This is a genomic window from Veillonella parvula, from assembly GCF_040097785.1.
GTDB lineage: Bacteria > Bacillota > Negativicutes > Veillonellales > Veillonellaceae > Veillonella > Veillonella parvula_D.
In genome coordinates, this window is the sequence record NZ_JBBNNS010000003.1 from 20,081 (window position 1) to 40,024 (window position 19,944).

Below are 19,944 nucleotides of genomic sequence, written 5' to 3' on the forward strand. Positions count from 1 at the left end.
ATCATGAGTCGACTCATGTATATTTCTAACTTAGGAAAACAAATCCAATATATAGAAAAGGCCGTTGCTACCTACCCTGAATTGATACAAGGTGAGGTGGATATTTGCAATATGAAAAAGTCTCCTCTCTGGGACGGTGATTTTGAAAGTCGCCTTCATGCTGCCGATGTAGTACTCGTAACAAACATGGGGGTTGGCTTAGACTCGCCATTCTTAGAACGCCTTGAACGATGGCTATATGCGCATCATCCAAAATACTGGATCGATGTGGTAGAACCTAAGAAAACGGATATTCTGTATCGTAATATAGATGAGGATAAACGGATTCGTCTTGAAAGTTATCGTCGTACTAGTGGCATCATGAACTATGTGCGGCTCATTAACGGCGCTTTCAGTACAAAACCAATTTCTGAATGGGAAGCACCTGACCGAATTCCGTGGCAAGCCATTATGGGGCGAGCAGGCAATATCTATGAGACCTATGATGAGTTTATGGATGCCGAAGGAAACCCTGATTGGCCGTCCATCGCGGTGTACTTTTACCGTGACGAGTGGATTATGGGGGATATTTATTATCAACAGGCCTTATTTGAAGAAATTTATAAACATCAGTACAATCCGATTATTTTTTATGGGCAATACGGTTCGAATCCTCGCGTAGGCATTCCGAATATGAAATTGTCCATGAACCATCTTTTTGGGAAGGATATATTCCCCTTTGACGTGCTTATCAATACTTGTAAATTCTCCTTCCAGTCCTTAGGGGCTCAAACCTTGGAGGAGTTAAAATTACAGGACGTACCTATCGTTCAAGGGTATACCATATACATGGATGAGAAATCTTGGGCTGAGAATCCACAAGGAGTTACGCCGTTAGATGTGAATTTATCCATATCACAGCCTGAGTTAGATGGTGTTATTCAAGGCGGTGTAGTGGCCTGTCAGACCTTTGATGAGTGTGGTCACTATGTGTATTTACCCGTGAAAGAGCGCATTGCGGCCGTCGTTCAGCGAGCTATTAAATGGTCTAAGCTGCACCATATTCCTGTATCTGAGCGAAAGATAGCCATTGTTTTACATAACTATCCGCCTAAGAATTCTAATATTGGTTCTGCAGCAGGCCTTGATACACCTGAGTCGGTGCTACGATTATTAGAACAGATGAAAGAGGAAGGTTATACGATAGATTCTGTGCCTGATACGAGTGCAGATTTAATGGACAGTGTTACATCCCACATGACAAACGACCGCTCCATGCTTACCGATGAGTTGCTAGCTTCGGCTGAAGGTCGCTTGAGCAGTAAGGATTACAAAGCATACTTTGAAACACTGCCAGCAGATACGCAACAAGCTATGGTTACATCTTGGGGAGAGGCACCAGGAGATGTATTTGTCTACGATGATGAAGTCATCATACCAGGTTTTTCCAATGGCAATCTGTGGATTACGGTGCAACCACCGCGCGGGTTCGGGGAGAATGTATCTGCCATTTATCACGATCCTTGTTTACCTCCACCGCATCAATATTTGGCCTTTTACCACTGGGTTCGGAATGTCTTTCAAGCTGATGCGGTCATTCATGTAGGCACACATGGCTCCTTAGAATGGCTACCAGGTAAGGGGGCTGGTCTCAGTGCTAGCTGTTATCCTGAAATCGGTATTTCTAGTTTGCCGAATATCTACTCGTACTGGACAACCATCATTGGGGAAGGCATACAGGCTAAGCGGCGTAGTTCAGCCTGTTTAGTGGGCCACTTATCGCCACCGATGACAACGGCGGGGCTCTACGATGAATTTGAAGAGCTAGAAGCTTTACTAGATGAGCATAGTCATTTTGAACAGGAGCATCCTGAGAGTGTAGCTGACATAGGCGAAGTGATTCGCGAAAAGGCCCTGGTCTGTCATCTTATCGATGAAGAAAAGGGGCCTACTATGGTGGTGGACGATATAATTACAGAAGTTCACGAAAAGCTAAGTGATTTGAAACATATGCAAATGCGCAATGGTTTACATATCTTGGGTCAAGGCCCTGAGGGGACAGATTTAGAAGAATTTATTACTGCTATCATACGGACCCCTCAAGGGGATATTGCATCAGGTCTTGAAACGCTAGCCGCTGAGTTAGGGTATGATTGGTCGTATCTAGAAAAACATGCTGGCGAAATCAATGATGACGGAATTCGTAATAATGTGATTATCGATCGAATTTGGCAGGAATTACGAGCGTTTGTGTCTAATATTATACATAAACCAGATTATAAGGCGCCTCAAAGTTTAGAGCGTTTGGTAGATGCCATAATTCGTGAGTATATACCTAAATTAGGTCAAACCAAAAATGAGCTCAGCTCTATCTCTAAAGCGTTACAAGGAACCTATGTTGAACCTGGCCCCGGTGGAGCCCCATCGAGTGGTCAAGTCGATGTATTACCTACGGGTCGTAACTTTTATGGTTTAGATGAAAGAGCCTTGCCTACAAAGATAGCCTACCAATTAGGTATAGAGCTTGCAGATCAAGTTATGGCTGATTATATTTTAAATGAACAGCGTTATCCTGAGACGATAGGGATTATCTTATGGGCTAGTAGCAACTCTAGAAGTCATGGTCAGTGTTTAGGTGAATTCCTCTACTTATTGGGGGTTCGCCCTAAATGGCAATCTAACGGTCGTATTTCAGGGCTCGAGGTCACTCCACTAGATGAATTACAACGCCCTCGTATCGACGTGATGGGCCGCATTAGTGGTCTTATTCGAGATATGATGCCTACTGCCATTAGTTGGCTCGACAAGGCTGTTGAAATGGTGGCAGAATTAGATGAGTCTTTGGAAGACAACTACGTGAAAAAGCACATTCATGATGATGTGGATTGGCTCGTTGAACAAGGTGAAGATCCTATGCTAGCCACTAAAAAGGCGCGCCTTCGTATCTTTGGTGACCCACCACAAGCCTATGGCACGGGTGTGGGTGCCCTGATTGAAGGGAAAAACTGGGAGTCCTTAAGCGACATTGCACAAGTTTACAGCAAGTGGAGTAGCTTTCACCTGCACAAGGACATTCCTCAGGATATGAGGCTATTCCAACGGCGATTAACTACGATGGATGTAACCATTAAGAACGAAGATAATCGGGAAACGCACATTTTGAGTGCTGATGATTATTATAGTTATCATGGTGGTCTCATTGCGGCAGTGCGAAATGCAAAAGGTAGTGCCCCTCGTGCCTATGTGGGGGATAGTACAGATCGCAGCCGCGTCGTGATGCGGTCCTTATCAGATGAGTTTCGCCGCGTTGTACAAGGAGAAACGCAGAATCCGAAATTCATTCAGGCTATGATGAACCATGGCTACAAAGGGGCATCGGATATGTCTAATGTGGTTTCTCATAGTTTTGGCTGGGATGTTACCAGTGATGTGGTGCCTGACTGGGTTTATGAGGGGTATGCTAACAAATATGCTTTAGACAAAGTGGTGCAAGACTGGATGCGCAATGTAAACCCTTGGGCCTTACAGCGGATTGCAGAAATTTTGTTAGAAGCTGCTCAACGTGGCTATTGGGATGCAGCTCCAGATATGCTGGAGGAATTGCAGTCCCTATATATTTCCATGGAAGGTGTTATAGAAGGTCGTTAATATGAAACAAAGAATATCTATTATATGTACCATATTAATGATGGTACTTCTGGTGGTCGGCTGTGGTCCTACGCAAACAGGGACTACGGGCACCACACATCAAGTTACGGATGGCGCAGGTGTAACCGTTACGGTGCCTAACGAGCCGAAGCGCATCGTTCCCATCGCTGCGAGCACAGAGGATATTGTGTTATCTTTGGTTGATCCGAGCCGAGTGGCAGCTGTTGGCACGGTGCCTAATAATGTGCCTGATGAGTCTGCCAAGGTTGAGAAACATGTGAAAGCAACTGCTGAATCCATGCTCTCTGTACAACCTGATCTAGTGTTAGTTCCAAACTGGATATCTCCAGATGCGATTGGGGAAATGCGGAATATGCAAATTCCTGTTTACGTCTATAAGACGCCTACTACGGTAGAAGAAGCAAAGGCTGTTATTCATGAAATTGCAGGTCTTTTACATGCATCGGATGAAAAGATGATTGCTAGTATGGATGCAGATCTGAAAACTATAGAAGAACTAGCAAATAAACATACCGGTGAACGCCCTGTAGTGGCATTTTATACGCAATTTGGTTTAACCGGCGGCAAGGGGTCAACCTTTGATGATATGACTAAATATCTGAAGGTTACCAATGCAGCTGCTCAATTAGGCTTAGGACCTTTTGATAATGGAACGAGAGAGGATTTAATTAAAGCAAATCCGGACATTATTATCATCCCGTCGGTGGCCTATACTTCGGATGGTACTACGCCGGCAACGGCAGAACAGCTCTATTCTGACCCTGCTTTGCAAGGTGTTAAGGCCATTGCTAATCGTCGTGTGTTCCTTGTAGATTCCTCGCAGGTCATGAGTTATTCTCAATTTATGACACGGGCAATGGTTTCTATGGCACAATATATATATGGTATGTAGGTTAATGTGAGTGGAGGTTTTTATGAAAGTATCAAGAATGCAACGATTATCTATGTACGTAGGGTTAGCCCTCGTATTTGGTAGCACTTTGAGTGCACCAAATGTATTAGCTGTTGAGGGTGGGGATGCGAAAGAATCGCATACCATTGTTGTTACCGCAACTCGTAGTGAACAACAGCTTTCAGAAGTGCCAGCTAGTGTAGGCGTAGTAACAGGTGATGATATTCGTGAGCGCCATGCTACGAATATGAACGAAGCCTTGAACATCGTACCGGGCGTAGATATTAATACGTACGGTGGTGGCGTAGGTTACACGAACTCCAATGCGTTCCGCATCAATGGTTCCGACCAAGTATTATACTTGGTAGACGGCATTAATATGGGCGCAGCTGGTGTAAACCCGCCGATGACTATTTTGAAAGATATGTCTAGCATTGATCGCATTGAAGTTCAACGTGGTGCAGGCTCTACATTGTATGGTTCCGGTGCCATCGGTGGTGTAGTAAACGTAATCACTGCAAAACCTGAGCAAGGTGTACAAACTAAACTTCGCGTAATGGGTGGCAGTAATGATTTAGAGCAATACGCTATTACAAACGAAGGTAGCAAAAAAGATTGGTACTGGCGTGTAGGCGTACAAAAAGATATCATTGGGTCCTACAAAGATGGTCATGGCGTGCGCATTCCTCAACATGGCAACAGCCATACTGCATCCTTCATGGTGGGCAATACAATCAATGATAAGAACGATGTAAAAATAGCTTACGACACATATCGTGGTGATGTAATGTACTCCGACCATTTGGGTGCCCTTAATCACATTCGTTATGGTAATGAAGCAAATGACTCCTTACGCGCGATTTGGAACAATAAAATCAGCAATCGTTGGAGCCATCAATTATACTTGATGAACAATCATTATAAAACAACATATGATGGGTACTTAACGGATGTGAAGACTCGTGGTATTGGTGATCAAGTTACGTATAAAGCAAAAGACCATATTGTAGTAGTCGGCTTTGACTGGCGTCAAGATAAAGTGGTTAACATGGGCGGCGTGAAGCTTACGAACGCATCTTACTTTATTCAAGATGAATGGAAATTTGCTCCTAAGTGGACTGTAACGCCTGGTATCCGCGTTGACCACCATTCTTCTTTCGGTACTCATACATCTCCATCCATCAGCCTCGGCTATGATGTAAATGAGAAGACAAATGTGTATGCTGCGTATAAAGAGTACTTCTTGGCACCTACACCATACCAATTGTTCGATGGCTATAACGGTAACCGCAACTTGAAACCTGAAACAGGTCATGAATTTGATTTAGGTGTACACCATAAATTCGGTAAAACTTGGAATGGTAATCTCAGCTTCTTTAGCCGTAGTACAAAGGATAAGATCGGTTGGGTTATGACGGATCCTGCAACATTCACAGGTCAATATCGCAATTTTGATACAGAAAAAGCCCGTGGCGTGAATGCAGAAGTGCGCAAACAAATCAACAATCATTTGTCTGCACGACTTGGCTATACATATACTCATATCGATGCAACACCTACACGCAAAGCTAATCGTGATGGTTATGTGCCTAAACATGCTGTTAATGCAGGTCTCGATTACAACAATGCGAAATGGGATGCCCATTTAGATATTCGTGGTGTCATCGACCGTCCAGGCCCTGCTGATAATATTTTCCCTCGCACAACGTATTGGCTTGCTGATATTAGTGCGAACTATCGCGTACGTGAAAATGTTACTGTATTTGGTCGTGTTAATAATATCTTTGATACATACTATGCGGAACAATCTAACGTTCGTTGGGGCAACCCTGGTGACTGGTGGCCAGGTCAAGGTCGCAACTTCCGTCTAGGTGTAGAAGTGACTATCTAATAGATATAACTACTGCAATGGTTCGATTATAAAGTTATACTAATAATTGACAATTACGTCGTAGTTATTTGTATAGCTTCAAAAAGTAATCTATATCATGGTGAAAGAGCCTCTCGTGGGGCTCTTTCATTTTTATTATAGTTTTTGATGGTATATTGAGACCGCACTAAGTACCATGAGAGTTATTTTCAATAACCAATAAATTAAGCATAGGTAAATAAGTATATATTATAAAACTATAGATTTTCTATAGTAAAAGCTCTATAATATTATGTATCTATCTATAGGTATTCATAGTTTATGTTTTGTGATGTACTTGTATATTTGCTTGTATAGTAAGTGTTTTGTTACTTTCACAGTTATCAAAACCTTCCAATGGAGAAGGTTGATTTTTAGAGGAGTTGGATCGAAATGAAACAACCAGAATTATCGCCGTATATGATGGCTCGGAAGCCGTCTGGCATTCGCCTAGGACAAATTAAATTCTTGGAACGTAAGAACCCGCCTATCTTGGTGAATGGTTCTATTGGCAATGTAATGCGTCCTATGCATCCCGCCATGCAGCGTAGGTTGTTTGATTTGGGCGGTGTCAATAGCCCGTTCCATAATGGGATTGTGCCATATGTACCAACTACGGGCACTGATGAGTGTCGAGAAGCGTTTCTCCACATTTTGCGCAGCCAAGGCTTTGATACAACAGGGCTTGATGTACTTGTAACAGACGGTGCATCCATGGCGATGGAAATCATCATGCTCGGCGTATGTGGTGGTGCTGGCGAAGAAGAACGTCCTCTTTTGATGTTCAATCCTTCTTATACAAACTATGATGCAGTAGGTCTTCGCATTGGTCGTAAAACGGTTACTGTAGAACGGGAGCTCAATGAAAATGGTGAGTTCGAATTGCCCTCTGTAGAGACTGTCGAACAACGTATTATCGAGACAAAACCTGGGGCGTTGCTTATCATTCCTTATGATAATCCTACAGGTCAATTATTTAGCAAAGAAACGCTTATTGAATATACTAAATTGTGCGTTAAACATAATTTATGGATCATCTCTGACGAAGCGTACCGTGAATTAGCTTATGAAAAAGGGAAAGAAACATCTAGCATTTGGGCCTTAACCGATAAAGATGTGCCTGGCATTGAAGGCCGTCGTATCAGTCTTGAAACGGCAAGTAAGGTTTGGAATGCTTGTGGACTTCGCATTGGAGCTATCATTACGGATAATAAATTATGTTATGAAAAATCTGTTGCGGAATATACGGCAAACCTCAGCGCTAATACATTGGGCCAATATATTTTTGGTGCTTTGAAACATGAGTCCTATGCGCAATTGCACAACTGGTATGAGCAACAACGCGACTACTATCGTCAAATGATCTTTGAACTCCACAAAGGTTTTAAAGAGGCAGAACCGGACTTTATCGTGTCTCGCCCTGAAGCGTCTATTTACTTTGTAATCGACGTGAGAAAGGTTGCAAAACCTGGCTTTGATGGTGTAGAATTTGCTTCTTGGTGTGCCGAACACGGTGCAGTAAGCCTTGATGACGGCAAGGAATATACACTTCTCATGGCACCGCTCAATGGTTTCTATAGCGGTAAAAATGGCGATAACAACCCTGGTAAAACACAATTGCGTGTGTCTTTCTGTGAAAACCCAGATTTATTGCGTTTGGCTCCTGAATTATTATCTAAACTATTCAGAGCTTACGAAGCACAACGAAATGTATAAAAGTAAAGAGTGCCCTCCCAAATGGGAAGGCACTCTTTTTACGTTATGAGTTGTATATATACTATAAGTGGTATAGTATCACATAAAAAAGAGCTATAATTTTGAATATTATAGCTCTTTTCGTTTTTCCCTAGATATGGTAAGTAGGGAAGGGCTTTTATTTACTTTCTTCATCATGCTGCGGTCCCTTAGTACGTATTTCGACTGCCAGTTGCTCGCTAGGTATGGAGCTTTCATCAATTGATGGATATGATGTGTCTTCTAAGATAACCGTTTCTAATAATTTGTCAATTTCGTCAGACTGTATGGATACTTCTTTGTTGTACCATTCGCCAAATTCGTGAATAACCTCTTCGTTGCGACGAAAATAGGTATATTGGTCGATTTTGCGCGATTCCACAAGTTCAGCATTCTCTAAGATGCTCATAAATGTAGAAATAGAAGATTGAGATACACCGCAGCGCTTTTGGATGCTCTTAACGCTCACACTATGTGGAAAATCGATAAGAGTTTTAGAGTGTACTTGTACACCGAATTCTTTCTCTGGGTGTTTTAGCCACAATATAATATCTAACCGATGCGGATTTGATAATGCTTTCAAGATTTTTAACGGGTCCATAGGGCCTCCTCTTAATTAAAAAATAACGAGTTCCCAACCTTGACCGTGGACTTGCATTATGCGGTCGTATTATACGCGTCTTGCTCCGTATAGGGTTTTTGCTACTTTTATCATACGCTACTTTCACCGTGAAAGCTAGACTTACTTATAAATTTCACGAATTGATGAATTTTATTGCACTTATTTAGAACGGAAAGTATACATTAGTATTAATATATAATGAGTATATATACAACCTGTAGAGACTTTTATAATATATTTCTGAAAAATATAGAATATATTCATCTTTCTGTGATAATTTTTAAAGGTATTTTGGTTCTAAATAGAGAAATATATATACTATATGAACTTATGTAAGTCTAAGCTTTCATTTAAAGGAGCTGAGTATATGGCAATTGATCGCAATGAAACATTTGATGTTATCGTTGTTGGCGCAGGGCCAGCGGGTTCTGCGGCAGCATTACGCTTAGCGGAGCAGAGGGTAAAAGTTTTACTTATCGAACGTGGAACCGCACCAGGTGCTAAAAATATGATGGGTGGACGCATCTATACACATTCTTTGGAGCGTCTTGTACCGGACTTTAGAGACCGTGCGCCGTTGGAACGAAAGGTAACAAAAGAGCGCATTTCTATAGGCACAGGTAATGAAATGACTACCATCGAGTATAGTTACGAAGATGGTGAACCTAATGAAGAATCCTACGTAGTATTGCGTGCTAAATTTGATAAATGGCTAGCAGAAGAGGCAGAGAAAAAAGGGGCTCTCCTCGTATCTAATGTACAGGTAACAGAGCTTATTACCGAAGGTGAAGGTAAACATCGCCGCGTAATAGGGGTTCGCTGTCACGATGACGAAGTATATGCAAAATTAGTTGTCATCGCAGAAGGTTCTAATACATTATTATTGGAACAGGCTGGTCTTACAGGCCCTACAGATCCAAAAACAATGGCTGTAGGGGTAAAAGAGGTATATAAACTCAAAAAAGAGGATCTTGAAAATCGCCTTATGCTATCTGGCGATGAGGGGATGGCGTGGCTTACATTGGGGGACATGACCGATGGCCTATTAGGTGGTGGTTTTATTTATACGAATAAAGACAGCCTTTCCGTAGGTATGGTTGTAGGCCTTGAAGATATCGGCAAAGCTACTAAATCGGTAGATGATATGCTGTTAGCTTTCACCAATCATCCAAGAATCGCACCATTATTAAAAAATGGTCAATTGAAGGAGCATAGTGCGCATCTCGTACCAGAAGGCGGATTTAAAGCACTGCCTAAGTTGGGCGGTAATGGGTATGTTATCGTCGGTGATGCAGCGCGCATGTGTATGAACTTGGGGTATACCATTCGTGGGATGGACCTCGCCATCGAATCTGGCATGTGTGCAGCCGATGCGGTTAACGTAGCCTTGCGCGATGAGAACATGGAGCGCGTTGCTAAATTGTATGAACGTCAAATCAAGAATTCTTGGCTATATAAGGACATGAAGCTTTATAAAAATATGCCTGCCTTCCTCGCATCCAACCCTCGTATATTTAAAGAGTATCCAGCTCTTGTGAATAATGTGATGCGCGATGTATTCACTGTAAACGGTGATGGGGCAGTACCAATGATGAAAAAATTGATGAGTAGTGTAAGTGATGTAGGTTTAGTTACCTTGATTCGTGATGCTTGGAAAGGGGTGCGTTCCCTATGAAATTAGAAGAGCGCTTGGGCGCCAATAAATACTATGTAGATGAAACGTCTCCTCATATCATTGTGGATGGCGCTGGCTTTGGTCTGGAAGAGAAAATGAAACTTGTAAATGGCTGTCCTGCTGGTTTATATACATTACAAGAGAATGGCGATTTAGCCTTTGATTTTGCTGGTTGCCTTGAATGCGGTACCTGCCGTGTTCTCTGTGGCGAAACTATCGTAAAAACTTGGAAATATCCGCGTAACGCTAAGGGCGTAGAATTTAGACAGGGGTGAGTGTATGGAGTTATTAGTATGTATCAAACAGGTTCCAGATACATCTGAGATTAAGCTGGATCCAGAAACGAATAATCTCATCCGCACAGGTCTGCCTAGTATTGTAAACCCTTATGATATGCATGCGTTAGAGGCAGCTCTTGCGGTAAAAGATCAATATGAAGATAGCCGTGTAACCGTTGTCACTATGGGGCCTCCACAAGCCGAGGCGGCACTGCGCGAGTGTTTATCCCTCGGTGCAGATGATGCGGTGCTCATTACAGACCGTGCGTTTGGCGGTGCTGATACATTGGCGACAAGCTATACAATTGCCTCTGCCATTCGTCATATTCAACGTACCATGAATCGTGAGTTCCAAATCATTTTCTGCGGCAAGCAGGCTATCGATGGTGATACGGCTCAGGTAGGGCCTCAAATTGCTGAGGAACTAGGTATGGCGCAAGCTACCTATGCTTGTGAATTATCCGTAGACCAAGCAGCCCAAAAGGCGATTGTGAAACGAGAACATGAAAATGGTTACGAAATTGTGGAAGTTCCTTTGCCACTATTGGTAACGGCTACGGCTGAACTCAATGAGCCTCGTCAACCCGGTCTTTGGAGCTCGATTTACGCTAAACGATATACGATTACACATATTACATTGCGAGATATGCCGCATATTGATGAAAGCCGTATTGGTCTCAATGGCTCTCCTACACGTGTGCGCAAGGTATACCAACCACCGCTTCGGGGCAAGGTAGAAATGCTTTCATCCGTAGACGAAGGTGCTAAGAAAATTCTTGAATTGGCTTATAATATCAAGCCAGAAAAGTTTTCTCATCTATTAGTGCCCAGCGAAGAACTGATTGAAGAGCCTGTAGATACCAATGATGAGGGCGTAGATGTAAAAGATCCTGTGCAGCGGGCTGCCTCTGTTGAAAGTGTATCCTCTAGTGAGTTTAAGGTTTTAGCAGCTGTTAAAGGTGAAGAAGGTTCCAAAGGAGGTGATCGATAATGGGAGTGACAAATTTTGATGAATATAGAGACGTCTTTGTCGTAGCGGATACCATCGATGACGTAGTACATCCGGTTACGTACGAACTTATCGGTCAAGCTCGCCGTATTGCTAAGGAATTGGGACAACTCGTTCAAGTTATGCTGCTTGGCGAGAATGTTCAATCCGAGGCGGAGGAACTTGTGGCACATGGTGCGGATATTGTTCACGTTTTTGAAAGCCCTCTTTTGAAATACTATACAACAGACGGCTATACAAAGGTTTTGACGGACTTCTTTGAAGACCATAAGCCTAATATTCTTTTGATTGGCGCTACGAATAATGGTCGCGACCTAGCACCTCGTATGTCTGGTCGCATGAAAAACGGCGTCGTAGCTGACTGTACTATTTTGACAGTAGATACTGAAGAAGGCCTTGTAGAATGGACACGCCCTGCCTTGGGGGGGAATATTTTAGCTGAAATTATTTCCCCAAATCATCGCCCACAAATGGGTTCTGTCCGTCCTAATGTATTTAAAAAGCCTGAACGTATTGCAGATAGTTGGGGTCGCATTCAAATTGAACCATTCGACCTTAAACCTGAAGACATCCGTATGAAGCGTCTTGACTTCATTCCGTTCAGCAAAGCTGGGTACAACATTCAAGAAGCGGATATCATCGTAGCAGGTGGCCGTGGCATGGGGTCCAAAGAAAACTTTGATAAGCTTTACGAACTTGCCGATGCTATCGGCGGCGTTGTAGGTGCTACACGTCCTCTCGTTGAAAAAGGTTGGATTGAATTGCCATATCAAGTAGGCCAAACAGGTAAAACTGTAAGCCCTAAACTATACTTGGCATTCGGTATTTCCGGTGCTATTCAACACGTGAGCGGTATCTCTGGGGCTGACACAATCGTGGCTATCAACAACGATCCAAATGCAGAAATCTTCCAACACGCTAACTATGGGATAGTGGGGGATTGCATGGAAGTGTTAAATGATATGTTGGCGCATTTGAAATAAAAGATGTAGTATTTGAGCTCTACTTATCAGACTAAATAAGACATAGGGATACCTATCCTCAGCCTTCATGGGTACGCATAGCGCCCAAGGCGGCTTCGAATAGGTATCCCTATTTGGCTTACTGCTGCTGTAGAGCTCAAATATTAGCGTATTATAAACAAATGCTCCGACATATTATTTATACAAAGGGAAAGTCGCTTCCAGAACGGTAATCCTTTTTCATTTCTATGCGTTTTACCTTAAAATGCGTCAATATGTCATTTTGGGGAGTAGGTAAGCGTGGTACGCGTAGTGGCCTAGAGTCCATTACATATTAAAGTGGTATAATTAGGGTATAGATTTAGTTCGGATTGATAAGGAGGTTTTTATGGCTCGTAATGTTTTTGTTACTGGTGCAACGTCTGGTATTGGCCTTTGTATTGCTGAGGCGTATGCAAAGTATGGTGATAATGTTTTGATTTCTGGACGTCGCGCTGAGGTGTTGGCTGAGGTACAGGGGCGTTTGTCTAAGGAGTATGGCGTGCGCGTTGAGACTTTGGTTCTTGATGTGCGTAGTCGTGAGGATGTTGAAAGCAAGGTCCCAGCAGCAATTGAGGCTTTTGGTGGCGTTGATGTCCTCGTAAATAACGCAGGTCTTGCACAAGGCTTAGATCCTTTCCAAGATAGCACTGTCGATGATGCGGTGACTATGATCGATACGAATGTGAAAGGTCTTTTATATGTAACAAAAGCCGTACTACCTTATATGATTGATAAAAATGCAGGCCATATTGTGAATATGGGCTCTACTGCTGGTATTTATGCATATCCAGGTGGCGCGGTTTACTGTGCTACAAAGGCGGCTGTTAAGATGTTGAGCGACGGTATTCGGATGGATACGATTGCAACGGATATTAAGGTCACAACCATTCAACCGGGCATCGTAGAGACTCCGTTTAGTGAAGTTCGCTTTCACGGTGATGCGGAAAGAGCTAAAGCTGTCTATGCCGGCATCGATGCGATCCAACCTGAGGATGTGGCGGATGTTGTACTATACGTAACAAACCAACCTAAACGCTTACAAATCTCTGATGTCACAATCATGGCTAACCAACAAGCAGCTGGGTTTATGGTGCATAAGAAATAAGACATCCTATGATTTAATGTGAAGCTGAGTAAAGGTCTCGTATGTTAACTAAGGAGGCAAAGCAAGTGCAATAAAGCCGGATACTCTTATTTATAAAGGAAAGGCATAAAAAATGAAAAAGTATATCGTTGTTACGGGAGCAAGTTCAGGCATAGGAGCAGCTACGGCAAAAGCTTTTGCACGCCGTGGAGAAAATTTGATCGTTATTGCACGTAGAGCAGAATTATTAGAAAATTTGAAAGGCGAGATTGCTAACATTTCGCCTGATTCAGACGTTATTGTAAAACCTTGTGATCTCTCGCGTAGCGAAAACGTTTTAGCGCTTTGGGATGACCTTAAAAGCTATGAGTTAAAGGCACTTATTAATAATGCAGGCTTTGGTGATTTTGGATTCATGGGCAATCATGATATTCAAAAAATGGTAAAAATGATAGATTTAAATGTAACTGCACTTGCGATACTTTCCAGTTTATTCGTGCGAGATTATAAATGTAAACAAACACAGTTGATAAATGTTTCCTCCGTGGGTGGATATTTTTTAGCGCCCGGAGTAGTACCCTATTGTGGCACAAAATTTTTTGTAAGTGCCTTCACAGAGGGCTTATATCATGAGCTTGCACAGGATGTAGATGCTAAAATGCAGGCTAAAATCTTAGCGCCTGCTGCTACTAAAAGCGAGTTCTGCGATGTAGCTTCAGGTAAAAGCGGATTTGATTACGATGCTTCATTTGAAAAGTATCATAGCAGTGAACAGACCGCAGATTTTTTGCTCACCCTTTATGATAGCGATGCATGTGTTGGCGAGGTGGATTTAACTAGCTTTGAGTTTAAGCTCAGCGGGCCAAAATTTAATTACCTAGCTGCTGCCAAATAGTAGATAGGGATGGATTATATATAAACATAGATACTCCTGATGAGCGTCTTAGCATCTATTTTGAATATATGTTTGTATAGTAGCTAATATAGAACTCAGGATTTTATATCAAAAATAACTACTTGAAATTCCCTATCATTTAGGGTATAATTATAAAATAAGTTTTGATAAAGAATATTTTGTAAAATATATTTATAAATTATAATATTCTTAATACATGTGTTGTGTTTGTACAGATGTATATGTAAAAGAGCGGAGATTATAATCATGTTGAAGAAATTTGTATTGATGGCTGTTGCTTGTGCTTGTGTAGGTTCTTATACTGTTGCGGGTGCTCAAGGTACTATTGATGTAAAACCAAATCAACCTAAATCTGTGGTAGCTCAACAAGAAGCGCCAATGGTTGGCATGCCAAACCCGTTTCATGAGTTTTCTACTGTAGATGAAGCGGCTAAATATATGAACATTACACCTCAAATGCCTAAGGTATTGCCTGTAGGTTATAACATTGAATCTGTAAGTACTATTGATAAGGATGTATTGCAAGTAGTTTATGTTTACCAAGCTGGTGAAGATGCTACTCGTAATCAAGCTGCAGGCAAACGCATCGTGTATCGCGTATCTAATGAAATAAAAGAAGATATTAGCGGCGATTATAGCGATTTTCGTGTAACAGCTAATGAAAAAGTAAACGGCACAAAGGTTATTTTCAAAGGTGGCAATAAAATGGTATATCTCATAGGTTGGACCAAAGACGGCCAAACTCATGGGATGTATTTCGAACGCCCTATAACTCGCGACATGGCGAAAGCAATCGTTGCTAATACAGTAGCTCCAAAACAACATACAAAATAATATACAAATTAATATACAAGTCCAGGCCTAATGGGATAGGCATGCGAGTTGTGGTGAAGCGCTCGCATGGACACTGTAAGGGTTTTATATAGAACGGCTCCTCATATGAGGGGCCGTTTTTGTTGGTATGCAAAACTTTCATAATGAGAATCACTCTAATATACCACTGCGGGTATACATATATATAAAGACTATTGATAAAATAGAAATATAGCTAATTTATGATAAAAGAAGGCAGGTGATGTATTGTATCGATTATTATTACAGCGTTTGGCGAGTATTATTGGTATTTTACTGGTCGTAACCATCGGTACATTTGTATTGATTAAACTATCTCCCATTGATCCCGTGGCGATGAAGTTTAATTTAGTAGGGGCTACACCTGATCCTGTATTAGTAGAACAGATACGAGAACAGTTGGGCCTCAATGACCCTTGGTGGCAGCAATATATACGCTGGCTAGGACAACTGGTGCGAGGCGACTTCGGTGAATCTATATTATATTCCCTGCCTGTTGCTACGCTTCTTGGTGGAGCGCTACCGAATACATTGGGACTCGTATCATTGGCGCTTTTGATGGGCGTAGTCGTAACGATACCGCTTGGTATGTTGTCGGCACGGTATCAGGATTCCTGGGGCGATCATGTGATTCGGCTATTTACGTTCTTCGCCTTGGCGATTCCGGGGTTCTGGGTAGGTCTCTTGCTATTGTATTTATTCGGCGTGAAGCTGCAGCTTGTATCGGTGACGAATACAAAGGGCTTTACCGTGTATATACTGCCGGCCTTGACGATTGCTCTTTGGATTTGCGGCTTATACATTCGCCGTCTGCGCAATGCTATTCTGGAGGTTGAGAAACAGCCCTTTGTACAGGGGGCCAGAGCTCTCGGTCTGCCGGAGTGGATGGTATATTGTCGCTATATCTTCCCTCATGTAGGTCTTATGTTATTACCTATGATGGGCGTTACGATGGGGGCCATGTTAGGCGGCTCCGCAGTTATTGAAACGGTGTTCTCCATCAAAGGCATAGGCTATATGATGGTACAGGGCATAACCGCCCGTGATTATGTATTGATGCAGGGCTATATCATCTGGATTACATTGGTGTTCATCGTAATCAACATCATCATCGATGTATTGAGTATCTGGCTTAATCCGAAACGAAGAGCCGCTATACAAGGAGGCTCTTATGAATAGACGAAAGCCTTATGGCCTATATATCATGCTTGTACTGGCAGTATTGTGGATTGTATTTTTCCTCTGCGCTCCGTACATCGCGCCTTATAATCCGGAGGCGACGAATGTAGCCGATAGGTTGCAGGATATCAGCAGCACTCATTGGCTCGGAACTGATCAGTTGGGCCGCGATGTGTGGTCTCGCATTCTTTATGGCGGGAAGGCGTCGTTGTGGATTGCTTTCACCATCATCGGCATCAGCGGAGCGATAGGCATCGTTATCGGCGGATTGGCGGGATTCTCTACGCCGCGCATTGACCGTTGGCTGTCGCGATTGATTGATTTGGTGCTGGGATTTCCGAATATGGTGATCGCCATTGCTTTCATCGGTATCATGGGACCAAGTATAACGAATGTGATCATCTCGCTGTGCATTACTAAATGGGCGGAATATGCGCGCATCACGAGGGGGCTCGTCCATATCGAACGCCATGCCGAGTATATTACCTTTGCTCGCATGTCCGGCGCTTCGAGGATTCGTATTTTATGGCGTTACATTCTGCCGAATGTGCTGCCGCCGCTATTAATTGTCATTATTCAACATTTAGGGGATGCCATCATTCTGGTGGCCAGTTTCTCGCTTATCGGCATCGGTGTGCAACCGCCTGACCCTGAATGGGGCGCGATCCTGTTGAGCTCCCGTGATTTTCTGCAAACCGCGCCTTGGCTATTAATCTATCCGGGGCTTGCGATTTTTATTACCGTTGTTCTGTTTAACTATATTGGTGATGCGTTGCGTGATGCCCTCGATGTATCACGATGACCGTATACAATATGAATGTTTTTAGTGAAAGCCTCATCACAATGAGGTGTGAAAAGGAGTATTTATGAAACGTTGGTTATTAGCATGTGTATCCATGCTGTGTATGGTGGCTCTCTTGGTGGGCTGCGGCAATGATACGGCTAAACAAGGCAAGCATCTGAATGTCGGCTTATATTGGTTCGGTGAAACATTAGATCCGACGCATGAATGGGATGCGTGGACCTTGACACGTATCGGGGCAGGGGAAACCTTGGCTACAGTGACACCAGATATGAAATTTACTGGACAATTAGCTGATTCCTGGGAAAATATTGATCCCACTACATGGAAATTCCATATCAGAGAAAATGTAAAATTCCACAATGGTACTGCGATGACACCTCAAAAGGTAAAAGAGTCCATCGAGTATACGATGAAACAAAGCCCTCGCTCTGCGAAGGCAGTTAAAATCGAATCCATTACCGTTGATGGTCAAAATTTGATCATTAAAACTACGGAACCTAATGGCTCCTTATTGTCCAGCTTGACTGAACCTGCATTCGTTATCATGGATACAGCGGATCTCAAAGATGTGGCGTCTAAACCGGTTCTCACAGGTCCGTACAAAATTACTTCTTTCACAAAGGGTGAAAGCATCGAGTTAACGGCATTCGCCGACTATTGGGGCGGCAAACCGGGCCTTGATTCTGTGACTGTAAAGGATATTGAAGACAATAATAAGCGTGCCATGGCGTTACAATCTAAAGACGTGGATGTTATTCAAAAGGTGGACTCCGCTAATCGCAGCTTGTTTAAAGAAGGATTCAACATGCAAGACGTGTCTGGTGTTCGCGTAATGATGTTAAAGGTTAATCATACGGAAGCCTCTCCGTTACATGATAAAAATGTACGTTCCGCTGTGGCTCATATCATCAATTACGATACGATGGCGAAAGTTATAGGCGGCGGTGCATTGGCAGGCGGTGCTCCATTCCCTCCTTCCGCAAACTTGGGCTATGACGGACTTTCAAATAAGGAAGTTACTGACCTTGCAAAAGCAAATGAATTATTGACCCAAGCGGGTTATGTGAAGAATGGCAACGGTATCTATGCAAAAGACGGCAAAGAATTGAAGTTGACCCTCGCAATTTGGGGCAAGGATACAAGCATGTATGAAGAAATTCAACAAGAATTGAAAGAGGCGGGCATCGCAGTAGAACTCAGAAAATTGCAAAGTCCTAATGAAGTGGATACCCTCGGCGTAGACGCATTTGATTTGGTGGAACGCAATGTGGTGACCATGTCCACAAACGATCCTTACTGGTTCCTCAGCCTGTTCTATAAATCCGGTTCTAAAGCCAATGTGGGTGGTTATAACAATCCTCAAGTAGATGCATTAATCGACAAGTTGGCGGTTACATTCGATCAAAATGAACGGACGAACGTGGCTAAACAAGTACAGTCCATTTTGCTTGACGATGTGGCTGATATCTATTTGTTGTACCCTGCTGCGAATGTGGTTTCCACATCCAAGGTTAAAAATGTGCCAGTACATCCGATCGATTACTACTTATTAACAAAGGATTCTACTATTGAATAAATCTGATTGCATAGTATTTGACAATGTATCAATTTCATACGGTGCGGAACAGGCCGTACGCGATGTATCCTTTTCCGTGCGCACCGGTGAGGTATTTGCCATCGTTGGTGAAAGTGGCTCCGGGAAATCGACGTTGATTCGCGCCGCCTTCGGTATACTGAAGAAAGCTACCATAAGTGGTCAAATTTTGCTGAACGGCGCGGATGTTACGACGTTGAGCGATAAGGATTGGCGACAAATGCGCGGCATGAGTACGTCGATGATTTTTCAGAATCCCAGTGCCTATTTGAACCCGGCTCGTACTGTGGAAAACCATTTCAAAGACTTGCTGCGCGCCCATGATGAATCGTATGATGTGAATCGCGTACTGCATATGTTACAGCTCGTCCACTTGACGGAAGGGGAACGTATTCTACAATCCTATCCGTTCCAACTGAGCGGCGGTATGCAACAACGCTTGGCGATTGCGTTAAGCCTGATTCTGAAACCGGACATTGTATTTGCTGATGAGCCGACCAGTGCTTTAGATATGCTGGTGCAATCGTCGGTATTGGACTTGCTGAAAGAAGTAACACAGGCCCTCGGGGCAACCGTGATTCTGGTGACCCATAACATCAAGGCGGCTGCGCGCATTGCGGACCGCATCGGTGTGATGAATAAAGGGCACCTTGTTGAAATGGGCGCTACCGAAGAGGTAATGGCGCATCCTAAAGATGACTATACACGTATACTGTTGGATTCCGTGATGAAAGTGGTGTAAT

At 43.0% G+C, this 19,944-nt stretch carries 16 protein-coding genes; 15 read left to right on the forward strand and 1 reads right to left on the reverse strand.

Annotated features, from left to right (window positions below):
- Window positions 1–3: 3 nt before the first annotated feature.
- The 4 genes from cobN to AAA071_RS06325 all read left to right on the forward strand — a co-directional run bounded on the left by cobN (window position 4) and on the right by AAA071_RS06325 (window position 8,165).
- Window positions 4–3,627, forward strand: coding sequence for a cobaltochelatase subunit CobN (gene cobN, locus AAA071_RS06310; protein WP_278617699.1), 3,624 nt, complete (start codon window positions 4–6; stop codon window positions 3,625–3,627).
- Window position 3,628: 1 nt separating this feature from the next.
- Window positions 3,629–4,540: an ABC transporter substrate-binding protein gene (locus tag AAA071_RS06315; protein ID WP_349234088.1), complete on the forward strand. Its 912-nt coding sequence runs from the start codon at window positions 3,629–3,631 to the stop codon at window positions 4,538–4,540.
- 22 nt (window positions 4,541–4,562) lie between these two features.
- Window positions 4,563–6,431 carry a TonB-dependent receptor plug domain-containing protein gene (locus AAA071_RS06320; RefSeq protein WP_278617697.1) on the forward strand — a complete coding sequence of 623 codons (1,869 nt, stop codon included), beginning with the start codon at window positions 4,563–4,565 and terminating at the stop codon, window positions 6,429–6,431.
- Window positions 6,432–6,842: 411 nt separating this feature from the next.
- A complete protein-coding gene (locus AAA071_RS06325) occupies window positions 6,843–8,165 on the forward strand; it encodes a pyridoxal phosphate-dependent aminotransferase (protein WP_119562512.1) in 1,323 nt (440 codons plus the stop codon).
- A gap of 157 nt (window positions 8,166–8,322) precedes the next feature.
- Here the strand turns inward: AAA071_RS06325 and AAA071_RS06330 are convergent, their stop codons facing one another.
- On the reverse strand, window positions 8,323–8,784 hold the full coding sequence (locus tag AAA071_RS06330; protein WP_349234089.1) for an ArsR/SmtB family transcription factor: 462 nt from the start codon (window positions 8,782–8,784) through the stop codon (window positions 8,323–8,325).
- A 388-nt stretch (window positions 8,785–9,172) separates the two neighbouring features.
- Between AAA071_RS06330 and AAA071_RS06335 the strand changes: the two genes are divergently transcribed.
- The 11 genes from AAA071_RS06335 (at window position 9,173) to AAA071_RS06385 (ending at window position 19,943) form a co-directional block, all read left to right on the forward strand.
- A complete protein-coding gene (locus tag AAA071_RS06335; RefSeq protein ID WP_105086790.1) occupies window positions 9,173–10,480 on the forward strand; it encodes an FAD-dependent oxidoreductase in 1,308 nt (435 codons plus the stop codon).
- A complete protein-coding gene (locus AAA071_RS06340) occupies window positions 10,477–10,755 on the forward strand; it encodes a ferredoxin family protein (RefSeq protein ID WP_008715118.1) in 279 nt (92 codons plus the stop codon). Before AAA071_RS06335 ends, AAA071_RS06340 begins: the two co-directional genes overlap by 4 nt.
- Before the next feature lie 4 nt (window positions 10,756–10,759).
- Entirely contained in the window at window positions 10,760–11,749 is a 990-nt protein-coding gene (locus tag AAA071_RS06345) for an electron transfer flavoprotein subunit beta/FixA family protein (protein WP_227037488.1), read from the forward strand.
- Window positions 11,749–12,750: an electron transfer flavoprotein subunit alpha/FixB family protein gene (locus AAA071_RS06350; protein WP_024061032.1), complete on the forward strand. Its 1,002-nt coding sequence runs from the start codon at window positions 11,749–11,751 to the stop codon at window positions 12,748–12,750. Before AAA071_RS06345 ends, AAA071_RS06350 begins: the two co-directional genes overlap by 1 nt.
- A 367-nt stretch (window positions 12,751–13,117) precedes the next feature.
- Window positions 13,118–13,876, forward strand: coding sequence for an SDR family NAD(P)-dependent oxidoreductase (locus AAA071_RS06355; RefSeq protein WP_123138306.1), 759 nt, complete (start codon window positions 13,118–13,120; stop codon window positions 13,874–13,876).
- Window positions 13,877–13,988: 112 nt separating this feature from the next.
- Window positions 13,989–14,750: an SDR family NAD(P)-dependent oxidoreductase gene (locus tag AAA071_RS06360; RefSeq protein ID WP_118091135.1), complete on the forward strand. Its 762-nt coding sequence runs from the start codon at window positions 13,989–13,991 to the stop codon at window positions 14,748–14,750.
- Between the two features lie 267 nt (window positions 14,751–15,017).
- Window positions 15,018–15,605 carry a hypothetical protein gene (locus AAA071_RS06365; protein ID WP_278452017.1) on the forward strand — a complete coding sequence of 196 codons (588 nt, stop codon included), beginning with the start codon at window positions 15,018–15,020 and terminating at the stop codon, window positions 15,603–15,605.
- 246 nt (window positions 15,606–15,851) lie between these two features.
- Entirely contained in the window at window positions 15,852–16,802 is a 951-nt protein-coding gene (locus tag AAA071_RS06370; RefSeq protein ID WP_278452016.1) for an ABC transporter permease, read from the forward strand.
- Window positions 16,795–17,604: an ABC transporter permease gene (locus AAA071_RS06375; RefSeq protein WP_128114099.1), complete on the forward strand. Its 810-nt coding sequence runs from the start codon at window positions 16,795–16,797 to the stop codon at window positions 17,602–17,604. The genes AAA071_RS06370 and AAA071_RS06375 overlap by 8 nt, the downstream gene beginning before the upstream one ends.
- Before the next feature lie 64 nt (window positions 17,605–17,668).
- Window positions 17,669–19,183 (forward strand): ABC transporter substrate-binding protein, encoded by a 1,515-nt coding sequence (locus AAA071_RS06380; RefSeq protein WP_302132031.1) that lies wholly within the window; start codon window positions 17,669–17,671, stop codon window positions 19,181–19,183.
- A complete protein-coding gene (locus tag AAA071_RS06385) occupies window positions 19,176–19,943 on the forward strand; it encodes an ABC transporter ATP-binding protein (protein WP_278452014.1) in 768 nt (255 codons plus the stop codon). The genes AAA071_RS06380 and AAA071_RS06385 overlap by 8 nt, the downstream gene beginning before the upstream one ends.
- The last annotated feature ends 1 nt before the right edge of the window (window position 19,944 follow it).